Origin of the sequence: Sediminicola arcticus (assembly GCF_040566695.1) — a bacterium.
Taxonomy (GTDB): Bacteria; Bacteroidota; Bacteroidia; order Flavobacteriales; family Flavobacteriaceae; genus Sediminicola; species Sediminicola arcticus.
The window spans coordinates 346,595-368,338 of record NZ_JBEXAE010000004.1 but is presented as its reverse complement, the minus strand read 5'-3'; the positions used below and the strand labels follow the sequence as shown (position 1 = coordinate 368,338).

The following is a 21,744-nucleotide window of genomic DNA, read 5'->3' as shown; positions in this document are numbered from 1 at the left end:
CTATCTAAAGTTATAAGAGTTCTTCAATTTAACAGGAACATAGGTTTTTGGTTCTGATACTGCTATATTTTATGGAAGCTTAATGATAGATGGATCATATTTACATATGTTACCTGCTATTTTTATTTCTGCATTTGGAAATGATAGACTGATTTCCGCAATGGGATAAATTCATTTTCTTCGCCATTTTCAAATTGAATTGTTAGTTATTGCGCTAATACTAAAGAGCTATAGGACATAACTAAGCGTTAATAAACTTTATAATCCCCATAATTATTTGTAATTTGCAATTACTTCATAGGATGATTTCTCTCCTTAAGCAGGAATCATATAAGTTTTATTTAAAAAGTAGAAATCATGTCAGTTTTAGAAATAGTAACTTCTGAGGATGCCATATCATTGGAGAACGAATACGGAGCACACAATTACCATCCATTACCTGTGGTATTGAGCAGAGGAGAAGGTGTCCATGTATGGGATATTGAGGGCAAGAAATATTACGATTTCTTATCGGCCTATTCCGCGGTCAATCAAGGCCACTGTCATCCAAAAATTGTTGGGGCAATGATGGAGCAAGCAAAAACACTAACACTAACATCAAGAGCATTTTATAATGATATGCTCGGAAAATTTGAGAAATACGCATCAGAGACCTTTGGGTTCGATAAATTGTTGCCTATGAATACTGGCGCTGAGGCGGTAGAAACGGCACTTAAAATATGCAGGAAGTGGGCTTATGAGAAAAAAGGAATCCCTGAAAATAAAGCAGAAATAATTGTTTGCGAGAACAATTTTCATGGGCGAACCACAACAATCATCTCTTTTTCAAATGATGAAGTGGCAAGAAAGCATTTTGGCCCTTATACACAAGGATTCATTAAGATAGAATATGATAATTTGGAGGCCTTGGAAACTGCGTTGAAGGGCAATAAGAATATTGCAGGATTTCTTGTAGAACCAATTCAAGGAGAGGCAGGAGTTTTTGTTCCTTCTGAGGGGTATCTTGCTAAAGCAAAGGCCTTGTGTGAAGAGCACAATGTTCTTTTTATTGCTGATGAAGTTCAGACAGGAATTGCAAGAACAGGAAGGTTATTAGCTACTTGTGGAAATTGTACTTGTGCAGATAAGCACTGTAGTGGAACTCCGGAAGTGAAACCCGATATATTAATTTTGGGGAAAGCACTTTCTGGAGGAGCTTATCCAGTGTCAGGTGTATTAGCAAATGACCATATCATGAGTGTTATAAGACCAGGTAACCACGGAAGTACGTTTGGCGGTAATCCAGTAGCAGCAGCTGTGGGCATAGCAGCATTAGAGGTTATCAAAGAGGAGAAACTTGCGCAAAATGCTTTTGAACTAGGGGAATTGTTTCGTGAAGAATTGAACAAATTTATACCTACATGCTCCTTGATAAATGCAGTAAGAGGAAAGGGCCTTTTGAATGCTATTTTAATAAATGATACGGAAGATAGTACGACCGCATGGGACATTTGTATGGCCCTTAAGGAAAATGGACTTTTGGCAAAACCTACGCATGGTAACATCATTCGTTTTGCCCCACCTTTGGTTATTACTAGGGATCAGTTATTGGATTGTGTGTCTATTATAACAACTACCTTGAAAAATTTTAAAAGTGAATAGTAGTCTTTTGAAAAACAAAAAAGCCGCTTTTTAAATAAAAGCCGCTTTTTTGTTTTGAGAACTGAAACTCCAAGGCTTCAATAAAGTATAATTATTAGGCTGCTTTAAGGCATTAAAGAGCGGTAGAATCATTTTTTGAATTTGATTTTCTTAATTGTCGTTGTATTTTTTTAATAGCAGATTCTATAGATTTTTCGGGTTCAATAATATTGTATTCTCCCCAAAATTCAGGATCCGAAAAGCCACTAGCCTCATCACTCATAATAATTCGGGATTTCATTTTTTCCCTTGCCTTTAGGGTAGACTTTTCGGTATTTATTTCCCAATCAGTTACAGCCATTTCAGCAGTCATGCTGTAAACGGAATTAAATAATCGGTCATCCCAATTAATTTTAAACTCTAACAATACGTTGCTGTATCCGTAATACCATCGGCCATCCTTTTCTCTATAGTCTACCCTATATGCTACATCTGTGGGCCAAACATTAGCGTTAGCGGGCTTTTTGCGCACAAATAGTCTAGAGGCCTTTTCTACATCTGTAATGTTTAAGGTATATACGGCACTCCTAAGGATTTTATTTTCAGAATCTATATAAAGTTTCCCTTTGTACAAGGGCTCGTCTATATAATTATGTTGCTCAAAATTCACCACATAAATAAGGCGGTCATTTACTCTTGTGGATTGGTCGAAGCTAAAGGAATATTTGGAGAAGTCTTCATCGCTAAAAATATAATCTGGATATTTAATGATGTCCACATAGAGGGCATTAAAAGGGCCACCTTCTAATTTTAGAGCTACGGTATCTAATTTGCTGTAATCCGTGCTTTTTCGGGCCTTGTATAACTGTATGGCGTCTCTCTTTGAGATATCATATGGAGCCTTGTAAATAGTGACCACAGCTTCAGACAGAGATACGTTTTTTCGTCTCTTTTTTATGGTCTCCCTATAAAAGGCTGTTACTATTGTAGGGTCTTTAAAATAATTTTCACCTTTATTAGCGAATGTTTCACGAACTAAACCTTCTGCACTTTTAGGGACAATAACATTAACCTCCGTGAGTTCAATGGTAGACATATCCATCATGATCTCATTTTTTTCCGGACGTAGTTCATTGAGGGGAACTATTTTGGTTTTATAGCCTAGAAACGAGATGGCAATATTTCCTTGAACTGTGTTTTTGGGTATTTTAAGTGAAAATGTGCCTTCTGTGTTGGTAACCGTACTTATGTTAGTACCCTCTAAGGTTAGTGTAGCGAATACCAAAGGCTTTTTTGAGTCACTATCCAAGATTTCCCCACTGTACATATTGTAATTAAGCTCTTCTTGGAGATAAAAATTGGCATAGGTATTTTGGACTCCAATAAATAGCATTACTATTACTGCCGCTGAAAGAAATTTTCTTTGAAATTTTAGGTTATATTGAAACATTATAGCAATATTTTAAGAAGTATTTTTTTTAAAATGAATAGTATTTATACTCTAAGTTAGCTATAATTGGCCAAATTCGCTATTTTTTTAATTGATTTCTATGGAACTATAGAATATTATATCAAAGATTGATAAATTGAGATGGTTGTCATGTAAACTTCAAGAAAATAGGCCTTAAGAAGTGTGTTAATTCTTGCGCATCCTTTTAGGTCCGTACCATAGCCAAAACCCTGTAGTCGTAAAAATAAAAAGTGCCACGCCCATGATGGTGGTGTATATTAGTTTAAATTGTCCATTCTGAGTCTCAAAATAATAATCGAGTAGTGAGCCATCATGTATTTTCTCAATATAGTCACCACGCCGTATTTCTATACGTAGTAATTTTCCTGTAGTGCCGTCTAATTGGATACCCCAGAAACTATTTTCAAAAGTAAATTTAACTATACCCTTGTCTTTTCTGACTTCCATTCGATCTACCTCGATATGATCCAATGGGGAAATTGAATCCCTAAAAATTCCTACCGCTTTTTGATGTAATAGGTCTAATGATTGCCAGTCTGCCAAATTGGAAGAAACGCCTTTTTGAGTCTCTGCCAAGATATAGCCCCCACTGTTTTTTTTCCATCCAAGAAGTATCCCTGAGATGGAAATTATAAAAAAAAATGAAAAGAGCAAAGCACCCATAGTCCTGTGCACTTTCCTGAAAATTCGTAATATTCTAGCTTGTTTTTGTCTCTTGGTAGGATTGCGCATCTGTTTTTAAGGTCTTCTTAGTTTAAATTTGGAAAACTCTCCGTTGAAATTTAGACTTGAAGTGTAGTTTTCAAATATTGATTTAATTGGGAATTGTAATAATAAAAGTGGCCCCCTCATTAATTTTGCTTTCCACTTCAATCTCTCCTCTTAAACTGGTAATATAATTGTAGATTAAATAGAGGCCTACCCCTTTGCTATCTGCATGGTGGTGAAATTTTTCATTAAGTCCAAATATCTTCTTTTTGTCTTTATCCATATCAAAACCTAGTCCCTGATCAGTAAATATTATTTGGATGTCATTGCCAATTTTCTTGGTAGTAATGGCTATTGCTGGGGAATGATTGGGTTTTGTATATTTGATTGAATTGGTAATAAGGTTCAGGAAAATACTTTCAAGATAGGTTTTATTAAATTTTACAGTATTTACGTCTAAAAAATTAATTTTGAATGTAGTATTAGAACAATCTATTAAATAATTAATAGACTTTCTTACAGTTTCCAAACATTTGGTAATATTTAACTCTTCTAGAGAAATAAGGAGACCGTGGTCATTTTGGGATATGTCATCCACAAACTCATTCAAATTTATTTTTAAGCCTTCGGTTGATAATTTTAAAAGTGATATAAGTTCCAAAGTGTCTTCGTCTTCTATTTTGGAAATATCCATCAAGTCAATTAGCGCCATGATATTATTTACTGGAGATCTTAGATCATGTGATGTTCTATAGGATAATTGCTTTAGATCTTTATTTCTTTTATGTAAATTGGAAAGAAGATGATAACGTTCCTCTTCCATTTGTTTTTTAAAGGTGATGTCCTTGGCAATAGCATAAACTAACTTATCCTTGGCCAAGGGAATTGAGGTCCATGAAAGCCAAATAATATTTTTATTTTTTGTGACATAACGATTCTCAAAATGGAAGAGGGAGGTATTTTTTATTAGGCCCTCTCTTTGTGTATTCGTTCTAGTCCTGTCTTCAGGAAAAATAAATTTATCTATAGGTTTTGAGAATATTTCCTTTTTGGAATAGCCCAGTGCCTTTAAAAAAGCAGGATTTACTCTTTTGAAATAACCGTCATACCCTGCTATGCAAAGAAAATCTTCTGAGATCTCAAAAAACATCTCCAAATCGTAATCTTTGCTTACTTCTTGCATGCGCTAAGTGTTGTGTTTTTAAAAATATATTTTTAGAAATATATATTTAGTTTACCATAAATAGAGCGTTCACAAAGAAGAGTTTTCCATTTTCCCAAAATCCCCTAAACAAAGGGTTGTCAACCATATAAACTACTTGGCCTCGTCCGTAGTTTTCTACTCCAAAAATTAAGGTTTTGCCAATTTTTTTCTGTGCATCGCTCCCTGCGAAGCCTGCAACAGGAGCAGTATCTTTATCAAGGTAGACTGCGGTTCCATTGTCTAAATATTCATAAGCGTCATCCCCTAATTTTAAGGAGAAATAGGTGTCTTTGTATCCGTATGCTAAAGGATGAGTATTATCTACCTTGGTTTTGAAAATAGCCCCTGTGATGGTATTTTTGATGCTCTCTCTCTCAGAAATGTCATAGGATTCTAAGGTTAGAGTAGTATCCTTTTTTGTTTCTCTTGCTTTTATTCCGAACCCCTTTTCACCATCTATACCATTAATAGCCCCTCCCATGGCAATAAGTTTGCCGCCACTTTTAACCCAATCTTTAAGGCGTTGTAACTGATCTTCATCCAAGGAGTTTCCGTAATAACCATCAGGTAATACTAGTACATCGTATTTGGAAAGATCTACTTGGTTCCAATAATCACTATCTAAAATAGATACTGGATAATTTAGCTGTTGTTCAAAAAAGTGCCAAATTTCTCCAAATTGTAATGTACTTGTCGGTTCTCCTCTGAGAACAGCAATTTTAGTATCAGAAATCATCGATACAGAAGAAGAACCAAAATCCTTTCCATTGTCCACAAAACCAGTATTGGTTGCTGTGAGGGTCTTATTGTTCTTTTTTGCGGATTCCTCTAATAAGCTAAGGAAGCCTTTTTTGTATTTGTTGTCTGTATTGGTTATGATTAAACTTCCCCTGTCGTACTTTTTACCGTTTAATGTAAATGGTTTTTCTGTGTATCGCACTCGTACCTCTTCTTTTAACAAATCTGCCAAAAAACGGGCATCGTCCATGCTATTCCAATCGGTAATATATGCATATGCTTTTGGATCAAGAGAAATAGCCACATTCTTATCGGTAGAAGATTTGTTGATTTGCACTAAACTTTCGGAAGCAATGGCATCCAATCCATAGGCATACGGCAAGGACCAAGCTGTAATGTCATAGGTTAGAGAATCGCTTAGTTTAGCATTAGGTTCAAACAATACTTTTACCAGCGTTCCTTTTGTCTGGTTGGTAGAGACCACCAAGCTGTTTGAGGATGTTTTGGTACTGCCTGTTTTACCTGAGGCATAATCAAAACCTTTAACCGAAGAACCGTTGCCTGCACCGTATTCTATATGATGTTGGTCCAAAAGCGATGTTAGTGCCCTTATTTTATCTCCATCTCCGTTAAGGACATAACTCTTATACTTGTAATTCTTAGGTTGGTAAAATTTCTTGAATTCGTCATTTAATTTTTGAGCGTTAGCTGCAGCTACCTCAACTGTAGAAATCCCAGTGGTAAAGTGATGTTCTATTCTATCTTTTAAAGTAAGGGTATCCCCTATCGCTGTAATAACACCTAATCCTGCGCGTCCACTCCCTCCTTGTTCATAAGTCATTCCTATAGAACCATTGTACATTGGGTAGGTATCCCCATAACTGGGATACAATAGGTCAAATACTTCTTTGGTGAAGTAGAACCAACCTTTGGCGTCGAAATATTTTGCATGGTTTTTACCAATAGTTACTTGAAAATCCCTTTGAAAATCTGTGATTACCTCATGGAATGGTTCTGCTGCCGGAGCAAAATAATATGGATTGTTCACCCCTTGTTCGTGGAAGTCCACATGTACATGGGGAAGCCACTGGTTGTACATTTTTAAGCGTTGTTGGCTTTCCACTTGTGTTAGCCACGCCCAGTCGCGGTTAAGGTCGAACATATAATGATTGGCTCGGCCACTTAGCCAACCTTCGTGGTGCTCTTTGCTGTTGGGATCAACATTGTTTGGGGTGTTTTTGTTTTCGTTATACCAGTTGACATAACGATCACGGCCATCTGGGTTAATACAGGGATCTATAATTACTACTGTATTTTCCAAATAGTTCGCTTTGTTGGTCAAAAGCTCATATATGGTCTGCATGGAAGCTTCGGTGCTTACGCTTTCATTGCCGTGCACATTATAACTAAGCCAAACAATAGCTTTAGAAGCATTACCGGTCCCTGTGGTAGTTTTTAAATGTTCTTCCCTAATACTTTCCAAGTTTTTAATATTGTCGGCAGAGGATACATAGGCCAGTAACAAAGGTCTGCGCTCATTGGTTTTGCCATAAATGGTTAGTTGTACACGATCAGGAGCCACCTCTGCCAAATATTCATAATAATCTACTACTTCGTGGTGACGGGTAAATTGCGTGCCCAATTCGTATCCCAAAAATTCCGATGGGGATTTGATATCTTGGGAGATTGCAGAAATAGAATATAAAAAACAGGCAAAGAGTACTAATTGCTTCATATTGGGAAGTGTGGTTTGTTATTTTCCAAATCTAACAATAACTCTACAATTTGTAAACATCTTAACGTATTTTTAGGAACTCAAAATTCCAATAATTTTAACTTTACCCAGATTTTAAGCTGCCTCTATGAAAAGCGACTGTATACCTTTTAAAAAAACAGGATATTTTTCCAATTTGATTTGCGATTATTTAGACGAAAAGGAAACCCTGAAGCCGTTTTTTAATCGATTCTCGAGTTTAGATAATTTCAAGGATCAACTATTAGAGAAGCAGGCCAATTTCCCAATTGAAAATAGGACGGTCCTCAACGGTGCAATGAAAAGGCAATATGCGAATATTGATATTTCAAGATCAACCGAATTGCATATCGAACTATTGAAGGACAAATCGACCTTCACTGTGGTGACCGGACATCAATTGAATCTTTTTACAGGTCCATTGTATTTTTTGTACAAGATTATTTCAACCATCAATCTAACCCAGCAATTAAAAGAAGTATATCCCAACTACAATTTTGTGCCCGTTTATTGGATGGCCACCGAAGATCATGATTTTGACGAAATCAATTACTTCAATTTCAAGGGCAAAAAATTGCAATGGAACAAAATAGCCTCCGGTGCCGTTGGTCACTTAAACACGGATGGTCTGGATGATATTTATGACATGTTTTCCTTAGAAATTGGTATGGGCCAAAATGCAGAGGAATTAAAGGCGCTATTCAAAAAAGCATATTTGGAACACAGCAACCTTACCGATGCAACAAGGTATTTGGCCAATGAACTATTTGGTGAATATGGATTGGTCATTGTGGATGGTGATGACAGAGAACTCAAAAAATTATTGGTGCCCTATGCCAAAATGGACATCTTGGAAAATTCGGGGTACAAAGCTGTTTCCGAAACCTCCCAAAAGTTAGAACAGTTACCTGAGAATTATGGTATTCAGGTAAATCCAAGGGAAATCAATTATTTCTATTTAAAGGATGGAGTTAGGGAACGGATCATTGAAGAGAATGGTTTGTTTTACATAAATGATACTGATTTAAGGTTCACTGAAGAGGAGGTGCTAAAAGAACTAGAAAATTATCCGGAGCGATTCTCTCCTAATGTGATCTCTAGGCCCTTATACCAAGAAATTATTTTGCCAAATCTTTGTTATATCGGAGGTGGGGGTGAATTAGCCTATTGGTTGGAATTGAAATCCTCTTTTGAAGAAATGGGAATAACGTTTCCCATCTTACTTTTAAGGAATTCAGCTTTGGTCATTACACAAAAACAAGGTAAAAAACTAACCAAGCTCAATCTTGATATTGAAGATCTGTTTTTAAAGCAAAATAGTTTTATTAATAAAAAGATCAGGAATATTTCTAATATTGATATAGATTTCTCTCCACAAAGACGGAATCTGCAGGAGCAGTTCCAAGAACTATATGCCTTGGCGGAACAGACAGATAAGTCCTTTCTAGGTGCTGTTAAAGCACAGGAGGTAAAGCAGCTAAAAGGGTTGGATAATTTGGAAAAGAGACTTCTAAAAGCTCAAAAACGCAAATTGAAGGACCATGTGGTGCGGATGACGGAAATTCAGAATGAGTTGTTTCCCAATAAATCGCTACAAGAACGTAATTTAAATTTTTCGGAACTTTATTTGGAATATGGGAAGGAATTAATCCCTGTACTTATGAAAGAATTAAAACCCCTTTCTGGTGAGTTCAATATTCTGACTATGGATTAACTTATTGCCACTATGGTGATGGAGGTAGAACATAACACTAAGTTCTAGGGCACTAGAAATTTGCCATCCCAGTCAGACTTGGTTTTAGAATATCGGACCCTAATGTGATTAGGTCTTTTTAGCTTTAAGTACTCTATTTTGAAGGGATGGATTTCTACTACACAAAAATGATCTTCGTCCTTTAAATATTCTATGATATCCGGATCTTTAATTTCTTTTCCAGGAGCTTCTGATGTGGTATAATCTTTTTTGGAGGCTTCGGGAACAGCATCCCATAGTGATTTTTTGCTTTTACTATCATTGTTCACTATCGCTAAACCTTCAATACGTATTTGTAATAGTTTTTTTGGATGATAGAACAGTAAACTTACTTTTTTGTTTTCTTTTATGTGGATGATTTTTTTTGAACGCTTATCGGTGAAAAATGTAAGAATCAATTCATCTGTGGCTTTACGGAGAACAATAGTACGTAATCTAGCCATATTGTCTAATCCTACGGTAGCAAGTGTGCAATAGCGGAAAGGGTGCCCTTTTTCCGTTGCTCCTTTTTGAATTTCCGCTTGTAGTTCTTTAAAAAAAGTAGCTTTCATGGTCATCAATTTCCAATAATAAAGGTAAAAAATAAAAGAATAGGGTAGGGTATTTTGTTTATAAGTTGTTATAGCTATAGACAGTGCAAAAAGCATAGGTTTCAAATAATAGTAGTTAGGTTAGTTTTTCCGATTTTAATCGGGATCGATTTAAAAGCTCGGGGTGGTTTCCGAGCTTTTTTGCGTTTACGAATCAAGTAAATCAAATACACCTACGGGTTGAAAAGTGGCACAAAATACTACCTTTGTTAAAAGCCCTTTACTAAATGCATAATATAGATATAGAACTGGTGGAAATGACATTGGATGTCATGAAATATGTCATCAATAGAATCACGAAAACTGCTCCAGAATTAGGACAGCCCAAAAAAGAAGAAGAATTGAGAAGTCTGGTGGGGGAAACCATTACATCAGCAGGAATAGGTGGAGAAAAGGCATTTGATCTTTTTAAAGATGTTCTAATAAAAGCAACAGTGCCCATTGATCATCCCAGACATTTAGCATTTGTGCCAGCATCCCCTACAAGAGCTGCAATTATGTTCGATTTGGTCACTTCGGCTTCCAGTATTCACGGTGCTTATTGGATGGAAGGTGCCGGAGGTATCTTTTGTGAAAACGAGGCCATGAAGTGGTTGGTATCCCTAACAGGACTTCCTAAGCCAGCCTTTGGCGTATTTACCAGTGGTGGTACAGCTGCCAATTTATCAGCCATGGTTACGGCACGTGAACATTGGAGGAAGAACCCTGACAATCGTAATGAAAAGGCCTTGATCATAACTTCTAGCGGAGCGCATTCCTCCATAAAGTCCATGGCCAAGGTTATAGATGCAGATGTTATTCTGGTCGAAACCGAAGATAGTATGTCGGCCACGATGTTATCTAACGCCTTAAAGGAACTCACGCCTGATCAGAGAAAAAGATTGTTCGCCATAGTTGCCACAGGGGGTACTACCAATGCGGGCATTATAGATGACTTAGATGGGATAGGTGCTATTTGTGAACAGGAAGGTTTGTGGTTTCATGTAGATGCCGCATACGGAGGTGGTGCTTTGGCCTCTAAATCGGCTAGACCGCTTTTTAAAGGGATAGAACGCGCCAATAGTATTACTATAGATCCCCATAAATGGTTGTTTTCGCCCTATGATTGTGGAGCAATACTTTATAGAAATCCAGAATTGGCAAAAGAGGCTCATTCCCAAGAAGGATCGTATTTGGATATTTTTAAGGATGAAGGGGCACACGGATTTAACCCTTCTGATTACCAAATCCAATTGACCAGAAGGGTCAGGGGACTCCCCTTGTGGTTCTCTTTGGCCATGCACGGCACGGATAAGTACGAGTGGGCCGTACAACAAGGGATAGAACTTGCTAATTTGGCTGGCATTATTATTCAAGAAACTCCTGAGGTAGAATTGGTAAGGGAGCCAAGCTTATCTTGCGTACTGTTCAGAAGAAAAGGATGGTCTCCGGACGACTACAGAAATTGGACCTATAAAAACCATAGGGACGGATTTGCATTGGTTACACCTACAAAATGGAAGAATCAAGGAGTTTATGAAACCGTTGCCCGCTTCTGTTTTATAAACCCAGATACGACTGAATCCGATATAAGGGCCATTTTAGATTCCATGAAATAAGCCTAATGAAGAAAAAACCTAAAAAATTAATGCTCTCTAAACTTTACGTTTTTCAATTTAATACTATTTTTGCCCATGCAAAATAACGTCCTCATTTTAGATTTTGGTTCTCAATACACACAACTCATCGCAAGAAGGGTTAGAGAACTTAATATTTTCTGCGAAATTAAACCATACAATCATTTACCTGAAGACCTTTCAATATATAAGGCTGTAATCCTATCAGGTTCTCCCTTTTCTGTAAGGGCAGAAGATGCTCCTCATCCAGATCTATCTCAAATCAGGGGTAAAAAACCACTTTTGGGAGTTTGTTATGGGGCACAGTATTTGGCGCATTTTAATGGTGGCAGTGTAGAAGGGTCTAATACAAGGGAATATGGTAGGGCCAATTTGTCTTATGTGAAGGAAAATGAGCCATTTTTTGATAAAATATCCAAAGGGAGCCAAGTGTGGATGAGCCATGCAGATACCATCAAGCAATTGCCTGAGAATACTACGAGATTGGCAAGTACGCATGATGTGGAAAATGCCGCTTATAAATTTGAAGGAGAAGAAACATATGCCATACAATTCCATCCAGAGGTGTATCACTCTACTGATGGCAAGCAATTATTAGAGAATTTCCTGGTACATATCGCTGGAGTTGCACAGACTTGGACCCCTGATGCATTTGTGGAGACAACGGTAAAAGAATTGAAAAGAAAAATAGGACAGGACAAGGTGATATTGGGACTATCAGGAGGAGTAGATTCTACCGTAGCCGCCATTTTATTGCACAAGGCCATAGGAAAACATTTACATTGCATCTTTGTGAATAACGGACTCTTGAGAAAAAATGAATTCGAAGATGTTTTGCACCAGTATAAGGATATGGGTCTGAATGTTAAGGGCGTTGATGCTTCGGCACGCTTTTTGGATGCATTGGCTGGAGTAAGTGATCCTGAGAAAAAAAGGAAAGCAATTGGAAATGCTTTTATAGAGGTTTTTGATGGAGAATCACATTTAGTAGAAGATGCTAAATGGTTGGCGCAAGGGACTATTTATCCGGATGTGATAGAGTCCGTTTCAGCAACGGGAGGACCATCGGCAACAATTAAAAGTCATCATAATGTAGGCGGTTTGCCCGATTTTATGAAATTAAATGTAGTGGAGCCATTGCGAATGTTATTCAAGGATGAGGTTCGTAGGGTAGGTGCCAGTATGGGTGTTGACAAGACATTATTGGGAAGGCATCCCTTTCCTGGCCCTGGATTGGCAATTCGTATCCTAGGAGATATTACACCAGAAAAAGTAGCTATTTTACAAGAAGTTGATGCCATTTTTATCAACGGATTAAAGGAATGGGGACTTTATGATAAGGTTTGGCAGGCCGGAGCTATTCTTTTACCCGTAAATAGTGTAGGGGTAATGGGTGATGAAAGAACTTATGAAAAATGTGTAGCTTTAAGAGCTGTAGAAAGTACAGATGGAATGACTGCGGATTGGGTGAATTTGCCTTATGAGTTTTTGCAGAAAACATCTAATGATATTATAAATAAAGTGAGGGGGGTTAATAGAGTAGTCTATGACATAAGCTCTAAACCACCTGCAACTATAGAATGGGAATAGGAATGAACAGTACACGTTTTAAAATACTCATCACAGGCTTTTTTATGCTGTTTTTATGTTTACACATAAACGCTCAGCAATTTGCGACCCATGCAGTTAAGAAAGGGGAAACATTAGAAAGTATTGCAAAACAATATAAAGTAACACCTTTTAATATCTTAAAATACAATAAGGAAGTCGTCCAAGGAAAGCCCCTTGTAGCTAATACAGTGCTGGTAATTCCTATGGAATCAAAAGCTACGGATGCCAATGTCCCTGTTGTAAAAAGTAGGCAAGCCGAAATTGTTACGGAAAATTCTGTTATCCAAGAAAATCCAATAGGCTTTACCAGTTACAAGGTAAAAAGAAAAGATACCCTTTACGGTATTGCGAAGAGGTTCAATATTGCCATAGAAGATCTTAAGCGTTATAACAAAGAATTGTACTCTGGAAATCTTAAGAAAGGGATGAATTTGAGAATTCCAAAGTTCAGACGTCTGAATCCTAAGGATCTTGTTAAAAACGCGGATGATTTTGAAATGTACACGGTAAAGCCTAAAGAAACAAGGTGGAGCATTGCCAATACGTATGGAATTACTATAGATAAGTTATTGGAGTTAAATCCTGATCTTTCTAAGACCAATAATTACCTTATGGAGGGGCAACAATTGAAATTGCCTAAAATTGCTGGGAGCACCGTTGAAAATCAGAAAATTCAATTATATACATCATATGTTGTTACGCCAAAACAAACCTTTTACAATTTGGAAAAACAATTTGGGGTTAGTGAAGATGAAATAAAATCACTAAATCCCGAAGTCAAAGTCCGCGGTCTGCAGGAAGGAATGATCATACGCTTGCCTAAAAAGGACTTAACGCCTAAAGAGGTAATCAATACCGATAAATACGTTTTCTATGAGGTGAAGCCAAAGGAAAATGAATTTAGATTAACCCGTAAGCTGAATGTCACCTACGCAGAGCTTTTGGCTTTAAATCCAGAACTAAATGATGGTTTAAAAGCTGGGATGGTTCTTAAAATTACTAAAGCGAAGGCTCAAGATTTACAAATAAAAAACTCATTAATACTTGATAGGTTCAGCTTAATCGATAGTATCCAAACTACAAATAGGCCCAATCTACTTTTTTTACTTCCTTTCAGAACAGATAAAATAGATGTTTCCAATAAGGAAATGGCCAAGGATTCCATGGCGGGCAGGAAAGACACCAAATACAGTCTCGGAATTTATACTGGTGCCATGGTAGCCTTGGATTCCATTAAAAAATTGGGAGTTTCTGTTAGGGTTAGAACTTTTGATACCCAGTTGAACGCCACAAGGGCAAAGGATATCATGTTGCGGGAAAATCTAAACAATATAAGTGCAATTATTGGTCCTTTGGATTCTAAATCGCTTAAAGAGGTGGCTTTGGCTGCCGCACAATATGATGTTCCTGTGATTGCTCCTATTGCTTCGGATAGTGATATAAGCTTGCGAAATGTATTTTTCACTATACCTTCTGATGAAGTTTTAAGAAATAAAATGATAACCTATGTCAATGAAAATAGGACAGGAGAGAACATAGTTATTATAGCGGATGAAAACAATAAAGGGACTCAACGTATCCTTTTAGAAAAATTTCCAAAAGCTAAAATTCTCAACTTGAAGAATAATATTTCATTGGATATAGAAAAGGTGAAGCAAATAGTTTCTGCGAAACAAAATTGGGTGTTCCTAGAGTCTGATAATGCCAATACTATTTATCATGTAAGTTCTGTTTTGAATTCAACAATTGCCGATTCCGTGAAGATTAAAATGTTTACAACCAATAGAAACAAGGCCTTTGAGAATGATGTTATTTCCAGTTCACACCTTTCCAACCTAGGATTTACCTATCCATCTATAGAAAAGGAGATAGGCTCCAATTCTTTTGTGAAAATGTACAGAAGAAAATATGGTATTGAACCAGATCGTTACGCTGTTCGAGGTTTCGATATCACATTTGATATCCTTTTAAAATTGGCTTATAAAAACAATCTATTCGAAGCGGGTAAAAATATAGGGGAGACTTCCTATACTGCCAATAAGTTCAACTACAGAAAGGATACCTCATCTGGTTACTATAATCAGTCGGCCTATATCATGTCCTATGATAAGATGATGATTATAGCGGTAGAATAGCATAATGTGTTGCCAATGGGTTTGTAAACTAACCACAATATATTATACGTTTTTAGACAGGCAGAGGTTTGAGGGAATCGTGACTATGATTTTCCTTCTATGGCTAGCGCAAGGTCTTTAGACATCACATATTAAAAAACCCTGTTTTAAAGCTTCAATTTTCTCGGTACTAGCAGGGATAAATTCTTGTGCTACATATCCTTTATAGCCAGTATCTAAAATAGCTTTCATAATGGCGGGGTAATACAATTCTTGGGTTTCATTGATTTCATGTCTGCCTGGAACCCCGGCTGTGTGGTAATGTCCAAAATAGTGATGGTTATCTTTTATGGATTGTATAATATCCCCTTCCTGGATCTGCATATGATATATATCAAAAAGGAGTTTAAAGTTTTCGGAGCCAATTTGCTTGCATAATTCTATACCCCAGGCAGAGGTATCTCCCATATAATCTGGGTGGTTCCTTTGGTTAAATAGTTCCATTTGAATTACAACCCCGTGTTTTTCTGCCAAAGGCATTAATTTTTTTAAGGCGGTAGCACAATTTTGTAGGCCTGTTTCATCATCCATTCCCCTTCGGTTACCGCTAAAGCAAATTAAATTGGTATATCCTGCTGCTGCTACCAAGGGTATCATTTTAGTATAGTTATCTATTAGGGTTTCATGATACTCTGGATCGTTAAAGCCTTCGGTCAAATTTATTTCGGCCCCATTACACATAGCCGAATGTATATTGAATTTCTTCAAAAGGGGCCATTCTTTAGGTCCCATTAAATCCACGGCTTTAATGTTCAATTCATTTAACTTTATTAAAAAGTCTTCTAATGGGATATCAGCGAAACACCAATGGCACACACTATGGTTAATGTTGTTTTTTAGTTTAAATTCTATATCTTGCTTTACTTCTTGGGCATTTGTGGTCTGATAAGCCAGAACTCCAACAGTTGCAACAGCTGAAGTGCCAATAAAAGTGCGCCTTTTCATAATAAGTATATTTTTTACAGGAAGAAAGATAAGTTTTAGTTCTAAATTAATGAACATATATCCAGATAAAAGGCAGTTGATAGAACTTGCTCATTATAAAATGCCATTTGGTAAATATAAAGGTCGCTTTTTGGTAGAGCTTCCAGAGCCTTATTTAATATGGTTTCAGCAAAAAGGATTTCCCGATGGAAAACTGGGAAACTTGTTGAAAGCTATGCTGGAAATCAAAATTAACGGCTTAGAAGGATTAATAAGGAAAATTCAAAAAGATTTTCCCAGAGATTAGCAGTGTTATCGGACTGCAATGTGTACTTTTGCCTGCGTTAAGAAAAGAACCTAACGCTTCATGTCACAGACAAAATACATTTTTGTAACCGGTGGGGTTACATCTTCCCTTGGAAAAGGGATTATTGCAGCTTCATTGGCCAAATTACTTCAGGCCCGTGGTTACAAAACAACTATACAAAAATTAGATCCATATATCAACGTGGATCCCGGAACCTTAAATCCTTACGAGCATGGTGAATGCTATGTGACGGATGATGGTGCGGAAACAGATTTGGACTTAGGGCATTACGAACGTTTTTTAAATGTTAGGACTTCCCAGGCCAACAATGTTACAACGGGAAGAATTTACCAAAGCGTCATTGACAAGGAAAGAAGAGGCGAATTTTTAGGGAAGACCGTACAAGTAGTACCTCATATCACAAATGAAATAAAGGAACGTATTCAGATCCTTGGAAAAAGTGGTGAATATGATATCGTTATTACTGAGATCGGAGGAACCGTTGGGGATATAGAATCTTTACCCTACATAGAGGCAGTGCGTCAGTTATTATGGGAATTAGGCGACACTAATGGCATTGTAATACATCTTACCCTAGTGCCTTACCTTTCTGCCGCAGGAGAGCTTAAGACTAAGCCTACTCAGCATTCTGTAAAGACTTTAATGGAGAGTGGGATCAAAGCTGATATATTGGTTTGTAGAACCGAGCATGAAATATCAGACGATATTAAGGATAAAATTGCTCTTTTTTGTAATGTAAAAAGGGATGCGGTTATTCAGTCAATAGATGCCTCTACAATATATGATGTGCCCATCCTTATGCAAGAAGAGGGTTTGGACACGGTAACCCTTCGCAAACTAGGGTTGCCCGATGATGTTATACCTGATTTGACCAATTGGAACGAATTTTTAGACAAACATAAAAATCCAAAAGAAGAGGTTACTATTGGATTGATAGGGAAATATGTAGAATTGCAAGACTCTTATAAATCCATCCTTGAATCTTTTATACATGCGGGAGCGGTAAACGAAGTACGGGTCAAGATAAAATGGATTCATTCTGAGCATATCACCGATCGTAATTTGGTGAACAAAATGAAGGATTTGGACGGAATTCTTGTTGCCCCAGGTTTTGGTGAAAGAGGTATAGAAGGAAAGGTAAGGGCTGTAAAATATGCTAGAGAGCAAAATATCCCATTCTTGGGAATCTGCTTAGGAATGCAAATGGCTGTTATCGAATTCGGTAGAAATGTAATTGGCCTAACAGATGCAAATTCTACAGAAATGGACACGAAAACTCCAAACCCTGTCATAAGTTTAATGGAAGAACAAAAGACAATTACCGATAAAGGTGGAACTATGCGTTTAGGGGCCTGGGACTGCGATTTAAAAGAAGGTAGTTTGGTGCAAAAGGTTTACCACGGAGAAAAGACTATTTCTGAAAGACATCGCCATCGATATGAGTTTAATAACCAATACAAGGAGGCCATGGAGAAAGCCGGATTGGTAGCTTCCGGTGTAAATAAAAAAACGGGTCTTGTTGAAATTGTGGAATTGCCAAACCATCCATGGTTTATAGGCGTGCAGTACCATCCGGAATATAAAAGTACTGTGGCCAATCCACACCCCTTGTTTGTTGGGTTTGTAAAAGCAGCGTTGGAGCATAAATTAAAGTAATCTAATGTCACAATGACATTAAATTCACAATTGGACATATATTTGCTTACTAAAAATTAAACAGGCCTGCACGGAGTACGTATTTTGCAAGTTTGTAAATGTAACTTAGATGGAAGAAAAAAAATTTGATGTAAAATCTATAATTGGCTTTGTACTTATTTTCGGTATTCTCATATTCATGTTTTACCAAAATCAGCCTACTCCTGAAGAGTTAGAGGCTCAAAAAGCAAAGCAGGAGCAGGTAGAAGCCCAAAGTAAAGTTGCTGAAAGCACCAAGGAAATAAAAACCGTTGAAACGGGTGTAAATTTGCAAGACTCAACTTCTGTTGCGGGCTACAAAAATGCCGTGGGAGCTTTTGGCTTTAATTCGCCATCCGATGCTACAACCGTATTGGAGAACGACTTAGTTGTTTTAAAGGTGAGCAATAAAGGAGGGCAGATTGTGGAAGCAAGAATGAAAAATTTTGTTACCTATGATTCCATTCCGGTGTATCTAGTGAAGGATGGGAACGCATCTTTTGATATTATGTTCAAAACCAATGAGAATAGGTCATTGAATACTAAAGATTTATATTTTGAACCAACCTTGACCGACAATGGAGACATTAAAGTGCTCTCTATGAAGGCAAAAATATCTTCTTCCCAATTTTTGGAATACCGGTACGAAATGAAACCAAATGATTATTTGGTAGATTTTATAGTTAGATCACAAGGACTAAACGGTATAATCAATCCAAGTGGTGCTATTAATTTAGAATGGAAACTTAAGGGAATCCGTCATTCAAAAAGTATTCAATACGAAAACCGATATACCAGATTGACGTATAGTCATGAAGGCGGAAAGATCAGTAAGCTTTCTGAAAGTAGTGATGACGACGAAGCGGAGGATATTGATATTAAATGGCTTTCTTATAGGCAGCATTTTTTTAGTTCTATTTTGGCAACTAATACCCCATTTGAAACAGCTCAATTAAATTCTGTTAATTTAGTTGAGGAAGAAAGTAAAACTGCTGGATACACCAAGCAATACAGTACGGTGGTGCCATTAGAATTACAAGGAGGGGAACTATCTTATACCATGGACTGGTACTATGGTCCTACAGACGTTGCGGTTTTATCACAATATAAAGAACTAGGTTTAGAAGATTCAATTCCTTTTGGATGGGGAATTTTTGGTTGGATCAATAGATACATATTTACGCCAACCTATACTTTTTTAAGTTCTTTCTTCTCATTTGGTATTGCTATTGTGGTCATGACCATTTTGGTTCGATTACTTATGTCCCCTGTGACCTATAAATCGTATCTATCACAGGCCAAGATGAAGGTGTTGAAACCAGAAATTACGGAACTAAATGAGAAGTTTAAGGACAATGCCATGAAAAAGCAGCAAGAGACCATGAAGTTATATGGTAAGGCTGGGGTGAGTCCTATGAGTGGTTGTTTGCCGGCGGTAGTTCAACTGCCGATATTCTATGCGCTGTTTATGTTTTTTCCAACATCTTTTGCCTTGCGTCAAAAACCGTTCTTATGGGCAGATGACCTTTCTTCCTTTGATACTATTGCAGAATTGCCGTTCAATATACCATTCTATGGGGATCATGTAAGTTTATTTCCAATATTGGCCTCTATTGCCATCTTCTTTTATATGATGATGACCACAGGACAGAATATGCCTACACAACCGGGAATGCCGAACATGAAATTTATCATGTACTTATCGCCATTAATGATGTTGTTCTTCTTTAATAGTTATGCGAGTGGTTTAAGTTTGTACTATTTTGTTTCCAACTTAATTACCATATTTATCATGTTGGCTATTAAGAAGTTTATTATTAATGAGGATAAAATCCATGCTAGGATCCAAGAGAACAAGAAAAAGCCTAAGAAAGAAGGTAAGTTCCAGAAAAAAATGCGTGAGATGATGGAGCAGGCAGAAGCCCAAAAGAAAAATAAATAGTTTACTATTACATATCATAAAAAAAACTCCCATCTAACGGGAGTTTTTTTATTTTAACTCATAACGGTTCTATTATGCCGTGACATTAGCTGTTTTTATATTATAGAATCCCGCAACGAATAAAGTATTCTTTAGGGAGATACTATTAGTTTATGGGTATATGACCAGGACCGTTGGAAGATAATGGATCCTATTAAGTATGTGAGATGTTGTATCATGAAAAAACCCAAAACAGGCACAAATAGGTGATAGAACAAGGTATAAAAAATGCTCCCTTTAAAGAGGGAGCATTTTGCATTAAATAGGTATAGTTTGGAAAGATTCGGGACTGTAAATATGGGGGATAGTAATCCGTTTTAAAAAAGATAGTTGTAAACGGTCGATATTTGTATGTTAAAGGATTCTTCTTTGTTGTTGTCCTAAATAAAACAGTATGGAGAATAAAAAAAAACCACACTGCTCAGCAGTGTGGTTTAATTCTAGATACAAATTGTAGGGCGAGCCCATAACTAAATAGCACCCAAATTAATTGGGAATAGTAGGTATTTTAATTTTGTAGGGCATCCAATACTTCTTGGGGTAGTAATATCTTGTTTATAACATGTACCACACCATTTGTAGTGGCTACATTGGCAATAATAACTTGGGCGTCCGTGTCTGTTGCATCGCCAATAAATACGCCACCATTTAGGTTTATGGTTACTTGTTCACTCTGCACTGTGGCTATCATCATACCATCAGTTAAGTTTGTAGCGTATGCAGCGATTCCGGAAACAACATGGTAGGTTAAAATTTTTGCCAATAGTTCTTTTTCTTCAACGGTGTCAAAATCTTCCAAGCTGTTGTAATTGTCTCCTAAAGTCTCCAATAGGGCGGCAAAAGCATCGTCTGTAGGAGCAAAAACCGTAAAAGGTCCATCTCCGCTTAAAACTTCTACCAGACCTGCGTCAGCCTGTATAAGGGCCTCTACCAACAAACTAAGAGCTGGTGTAGCCTGTGCTGTTTCCACGATGTTTTGAGTGGGAGGGTTAAGGGCATTAATTACCTCCTGTGGTAATAAAACTTTATCAATTACATGTACCACACCATTGGTAGTGGCAACATCTCGAATAATGACTTCTGCAGCTGTATTAGTAGCATCCCCAATAAATACCCCCCCATTCAAATCAACGGACACGTTTTCACCTTGAAAGGTTTCTATTCTCATATCCTGCATTAAATCATTTGATAAGGCAGCTGTTCCAGCTACAACATGATAGGTTAAAACTTTTGCTAAGAGTTCTTTTTCCTCTGGGGTGTCAAAATCTTCCAAGCTGTTGTAATCATTTCCCAAAGACTCTAAAAGGGCGGCAAAAGCATCGTCTGTAGGGGCAAAAACTGTAAAAGGTCCGTCTCCGCTTAAAACTTCTACCAGACCTGCGTCAGCCTGTATAAGGGCCTCTACCAACAAACTAAGAGCTGGTGTAGCTTGAGCGGTTTCTACAATGGTTAGTTCTGCAGTCATCTCTTCTTCTATAGCATTGTTATCATCGTCGTTACAGGATAACAAGAACAACGAAAACACGCTGAAAAAAGCAATAGCATTTAATTTAAAAAATTTTCTCATAATGTTTAATGTGTTAATGTGTTAATGTTTGT

Annotated in this window: 15 protein-coding genes; 8 read left to right on the top strand and 7 right to left on the bottom strand. The window is 37.1% G+C overall.

What is annotated here, in order from left to right; all coding sequences use genetic code 11:
- Positions 1 to 357: 357 nt before the first annotated feature.
- Entirely contained in the window at positions 358 to 1,641 is a 1,284-nt protein-coding gene (gene rocD, locus ABXZ36_RS10855; RefSeq protein WP_354615566.1) for an ornithine--oxo-acid transaminase, read from the top strand.
- Between the two features lie 112 nt (positions 1,642 to 1,753).
- Here the strand turns inward: rocD and ABXZ36_RS10850 are convergent, their stop codons facing one another.
- The 4 genes from ABXZ36_RS10850 to ABXZ36_RS10835 all read right to left on the bottom strand — a co-directional run bounded on the left by ABXZ36_RS10850 (position 1,754) and on the right by ABXZ36_RS10835 (position 7,476).
- Positions 1,754 to 3,070, bottom strand: coding sequence for a carboxypeptidase-like regulatory domain-containing protein (locus ABXZ36_RS10850; protein WP_354615565.1), 1,317 nt, complete (start codon positions 3,068 to 3,070; stop codon positions 1,754 to 1,756).
- Positions 3,071 to 3,256: 186 nt separating this feature from the next.
- Positions 3,257 to 3,823: a PepSY domain-containing protein gene (locus ABXZ36_RS10845; protein WP_354615563.1), complete on the bottom strand. Its 567-nt coding sequence runs from the start codon at positions 3,821 to 3,823 to the stop codon at positions 3,257 to 3,259.
- Positions 3,824 to 3,905: 82 nt separating this feature from the next.
- Complete coding sequence (locus ABXZ36_RS10840; protein WP_354615562.1) at positions 3,906 to 4,982, bottom strand: PAS domain-containing sensor histidine kinase; 1,077 nt, start codon at positions 4,980 to 4,982, stop codon at positions 3,906 to 3,908.
- Between the two features lie 46 nt (positions 4,983 to 5,028).
- A complete protein-coding gene (locus ABXZ36_RS10835; protein ID WP_354615561.1) occupies positions 5,029 to 7,476 on the bottom strand; it encodes a M14 family zinc carboxypeptidase in 2,448 nt (815 codons plus the stop codon).
- A 127-nt stretch (positions 7,477 to 7,603) separates the two neighbouring features.
- On the opposite strand from ABXZ36_RS10835, the gene bshC reads away from it, so the two are divergent.
- Complete coding sequence (bshC, locus tag ABXZ36_RS10830; protein ID WP_354615560.1) at positions 7,604 to 9,208, top strand: bacillithiol biosynthesis cysteine-adding enzyme BshC; 1,605 nt, start codon at positions 7,604 to 7,606, stop codon at positions 9,206 to 9,208.
- Positions 9,209 to 9,252: 44 nt separating this feature from the next.
- On the opposite strand, the gene ABXZ36_RS10825 is transcribed toward bshC, so the two are convergent.
- Complete coding sequence (locus ABXZ36_RS10825; protein WP_354615559.1) at positions 9,253 to 9,798, bottom strand: pyridoxamine 5'-phosphate oxidase family protein; 546 nt, start codon at positions 9,796 to 9,798, stop codon at positions 9,253 to 9,255.
- A 266-nt stretch (positions 9,799 to 10,064) separates the two neighbouring features.
- On the opposite strand from ABXZ36_RS10825, the gene ABXZ36_RS10820 reads away from it, so the two are divergent.
- The 3 genes from ABXZ36_RS10820 to ABXZ36_RS10810 all read left to right on the top strand — a co-directional run bounded on the left by ABXZ36_RS10820 (position 10,065) and on the right by ABXZ36_RS10810 (position 15,199).
- Complete coding sequence (locus ABXZ36_RS10820) at positions 10,065 to 11,435, top strand: pyridoxal phosphate-dependent decarboxylase family protein (RefSeq protein WP_354615557.1); 1,371 nt, start codon at positions 10,065 to 10,067, stop codon at positions 11,433 to 11,435.
- Between the two features lie 75 nt (positions 11,436 to 11,510).
- On the top strand, positions 11,511 to 13,043 hold the full coding sequence (gene guaA, locus ABXZ36_RS10815) for a glutamine-hydrolyzing GMP synthase (protein WP_354615556.1): 1,533 nt from the start codon (positions 11,511 to 11,513) through the stop codon (positions 13,041 to 13,043).
- Positions 13,044 to 13,045: 2 nt separating this feature from the next.
- Entirely contained in the window at positions 13,046 to 15,199 is a 2,154-nt protein-coding gene (locus ABXZ36_RS10810) for a LysM peptidoglycan-binding domain-containing protein (protein WP_354615554.1), read from the top strand.
- Between the two features lie 117 nt (positions 15,200 to 15,316).
- Here ABXZ36_RS10810 and ABXZ36_RS10805 read toward each other — a convergent pair whose 3' ends face one another.
- The gene (locus ABXZ36_RS10805; protein WP_354615553.1) at positions 15,317 to 16,183 is read right to left on the bottom strand and encodes a hydroxypyruvate isomerase family protein; all 867 of its coding nucleotides are present in this window, start codon (positions 16,181 to 16,183) and stop codon (positions 15,317 to 15,319) included.
- A gap of 49 nt (positions 16,184 to 16,232) precedes the next feature.
- On the opposite strand from ABXZ36_RS10805, the gene ABXZ36_RS10800 reads away from it, so the two are divergent.
- From ABXZ36_RS10800 to yidC, 3 genes are all read left to right on the top strand, one after another.
- Complete coding sequence (locus ABXZ36_RS10800; RefSeq protein ID WP_354615552.1) at positions 16,233 to 16,469, top strand: DUF3820 family protein; 237 nt, start codon at positions 16,233 to 16,235, stop codon at positions 16,467 to 16,469.
- A 60-nt stretch (positions 16,470 to 16,529) separates the two neighbouring features.
- The gene (gene pyrG / locus ABXZ36_RS10795) at positions 16,530 to 18,146 is read left to right on the top strand and encodes a CTP synthase (RefSeq protein ID WP_354615551.1); all 1,617 of its coding nucleotides are present in this window, start codon (positions 16,530 to 16,532) and stop codon (positions 18,144 to 18,146) included.
- Positions 18,147 to 18,255: 109 nt separating this feature from the next.
- Complete coding sequence (gene yidC / locus ABXZ36_RS10790; protein WP_354615550.1) at positions 18,256 to 20,106, top strand: membrane protein insertase YidC; 1,851 nt, start codon at positions 18,256 to 18,258, stop codon at positions 20,104 to 20,106.
- Between the two features lie 547 nt (positions 20,107 to 20,653).
- Here yidC and ABXZ36_RS10785 read toward each other — a convergent pair.
- Positions 20,654 to 21,712, bottom strand: coding sequence for a fasciclin domain-containing protein (locus ABXZ36_RS10785; protein WP_354615548.1), 1,059 nt, complete (start codon positions 21,710 to 21,712; stop codon positions 20,654 to 20,656).
- Positions 21,713 to 21,744: the final 32 nt, after the last annotated feature.

Bases quoted from the DNA above. Each gene is read 5' to 3' on its own strand.
- pyrG (WP_354615551.1), top strand. From the start codon at position 16,530: ATGTCACAGACAAAATACATTTTTGTAACCGGTGGGGTTACATCTTCC.
- ABXZ36_RS10800 (WP_354615552.1), top strand. From the start codon at position 16,233: ATGAACATATATCCAGATAAAAGGCAGTTGATAGAACTTGCTCATTAT.
- rocD (WP_354615566.1), top strand. From the start codon at position 358: ATGTCAGTTTTAGAAATAGTAACTTCTGAGGATGCCATATCATTGGAG.
- ABXZ36_RS10825 (WP_354615559.1), bottom strand. From the start codon at position 9,798: ATGAAAGCTACTTTTTTTAAAGAACTACAAGCGGAAATTCAAAAAGGA.
- ABXZ36_RS10810 (WP_354615554.1), top strand. From the start codon at position 13,046: ATGAACAGTACACGTTTTAAAATACTCATCACAGGCTTTTTTATGCTG.
- ABXZ36_RS10820 (WP_354615557.1), top strand. From the start codon at position 10,065: ATGCATAATATAGATATAGAACTGGTGGAAATGACATTGGATGTCATG.
- yidC (WP_354615550.1), top strand. From the start codon at position 18,256: ATGGAAGAAAAAAAATTTGATGTAAAATCTATAATTGGCTTTGTACTT.
- ABXZ36_RS10785 (WP_354615548.1), bottom strand. From the start codon at position 21,712: ATGAGAAAATTTTTTAAATTAAATGCTATTGCTTTTTTCAGCGTGTTT.
- ABXZ36_RS10805 (WP_354615553.1), bottom strand. From the start codon at position 16,183: ATGAAAAGGCGCACTTTTATTGGCACTTCAGCTGTTGCAACTGTTGGA.
- guaA (WP_354615556.1), top strand. From the start codon at position 11,511: ATGCAAAATAACGTCCTCATTTTAGATTTTGGTTCTCAATACACACAA.
- ABXZ36_RS10845 (WP_354615563.1), bottom strand. From the start codon at position 3,823: ATGCGCAATCCTACCAAGAGACAAAAACAAGCTAGAATATTACGAATT.
- ABXZ36_RS10840 (WP_354615562.1), bottom strand. From the start codon at position 4,982: ATGCAAGAAGTAAGCAAAGATTACGATTTGGAGATGTTTTTTGAGATC.
- ABXZ36_RS10835 (WP_354615561.1), bottom strand. From the start codon at position 7,476: ATGAAGCAATTAGTACTCTTTGCCTGTTTTTTATATTCTATTTCTGCA.
- ABXZ36_RS10850 (WP_354615565.1), bottom strand. From the start codon at position 3,070: ATGTTTCAATATAACCTAAAATTTCAAAGAAAATTTCTTTCAGCGGCA.
- bshC (WP_354615560.1), top strand. From the start codon at position 7,604: ATGAAAAGCGACTGTATACCTTTTAAAAAAACAGGATATTTTTCCAAT.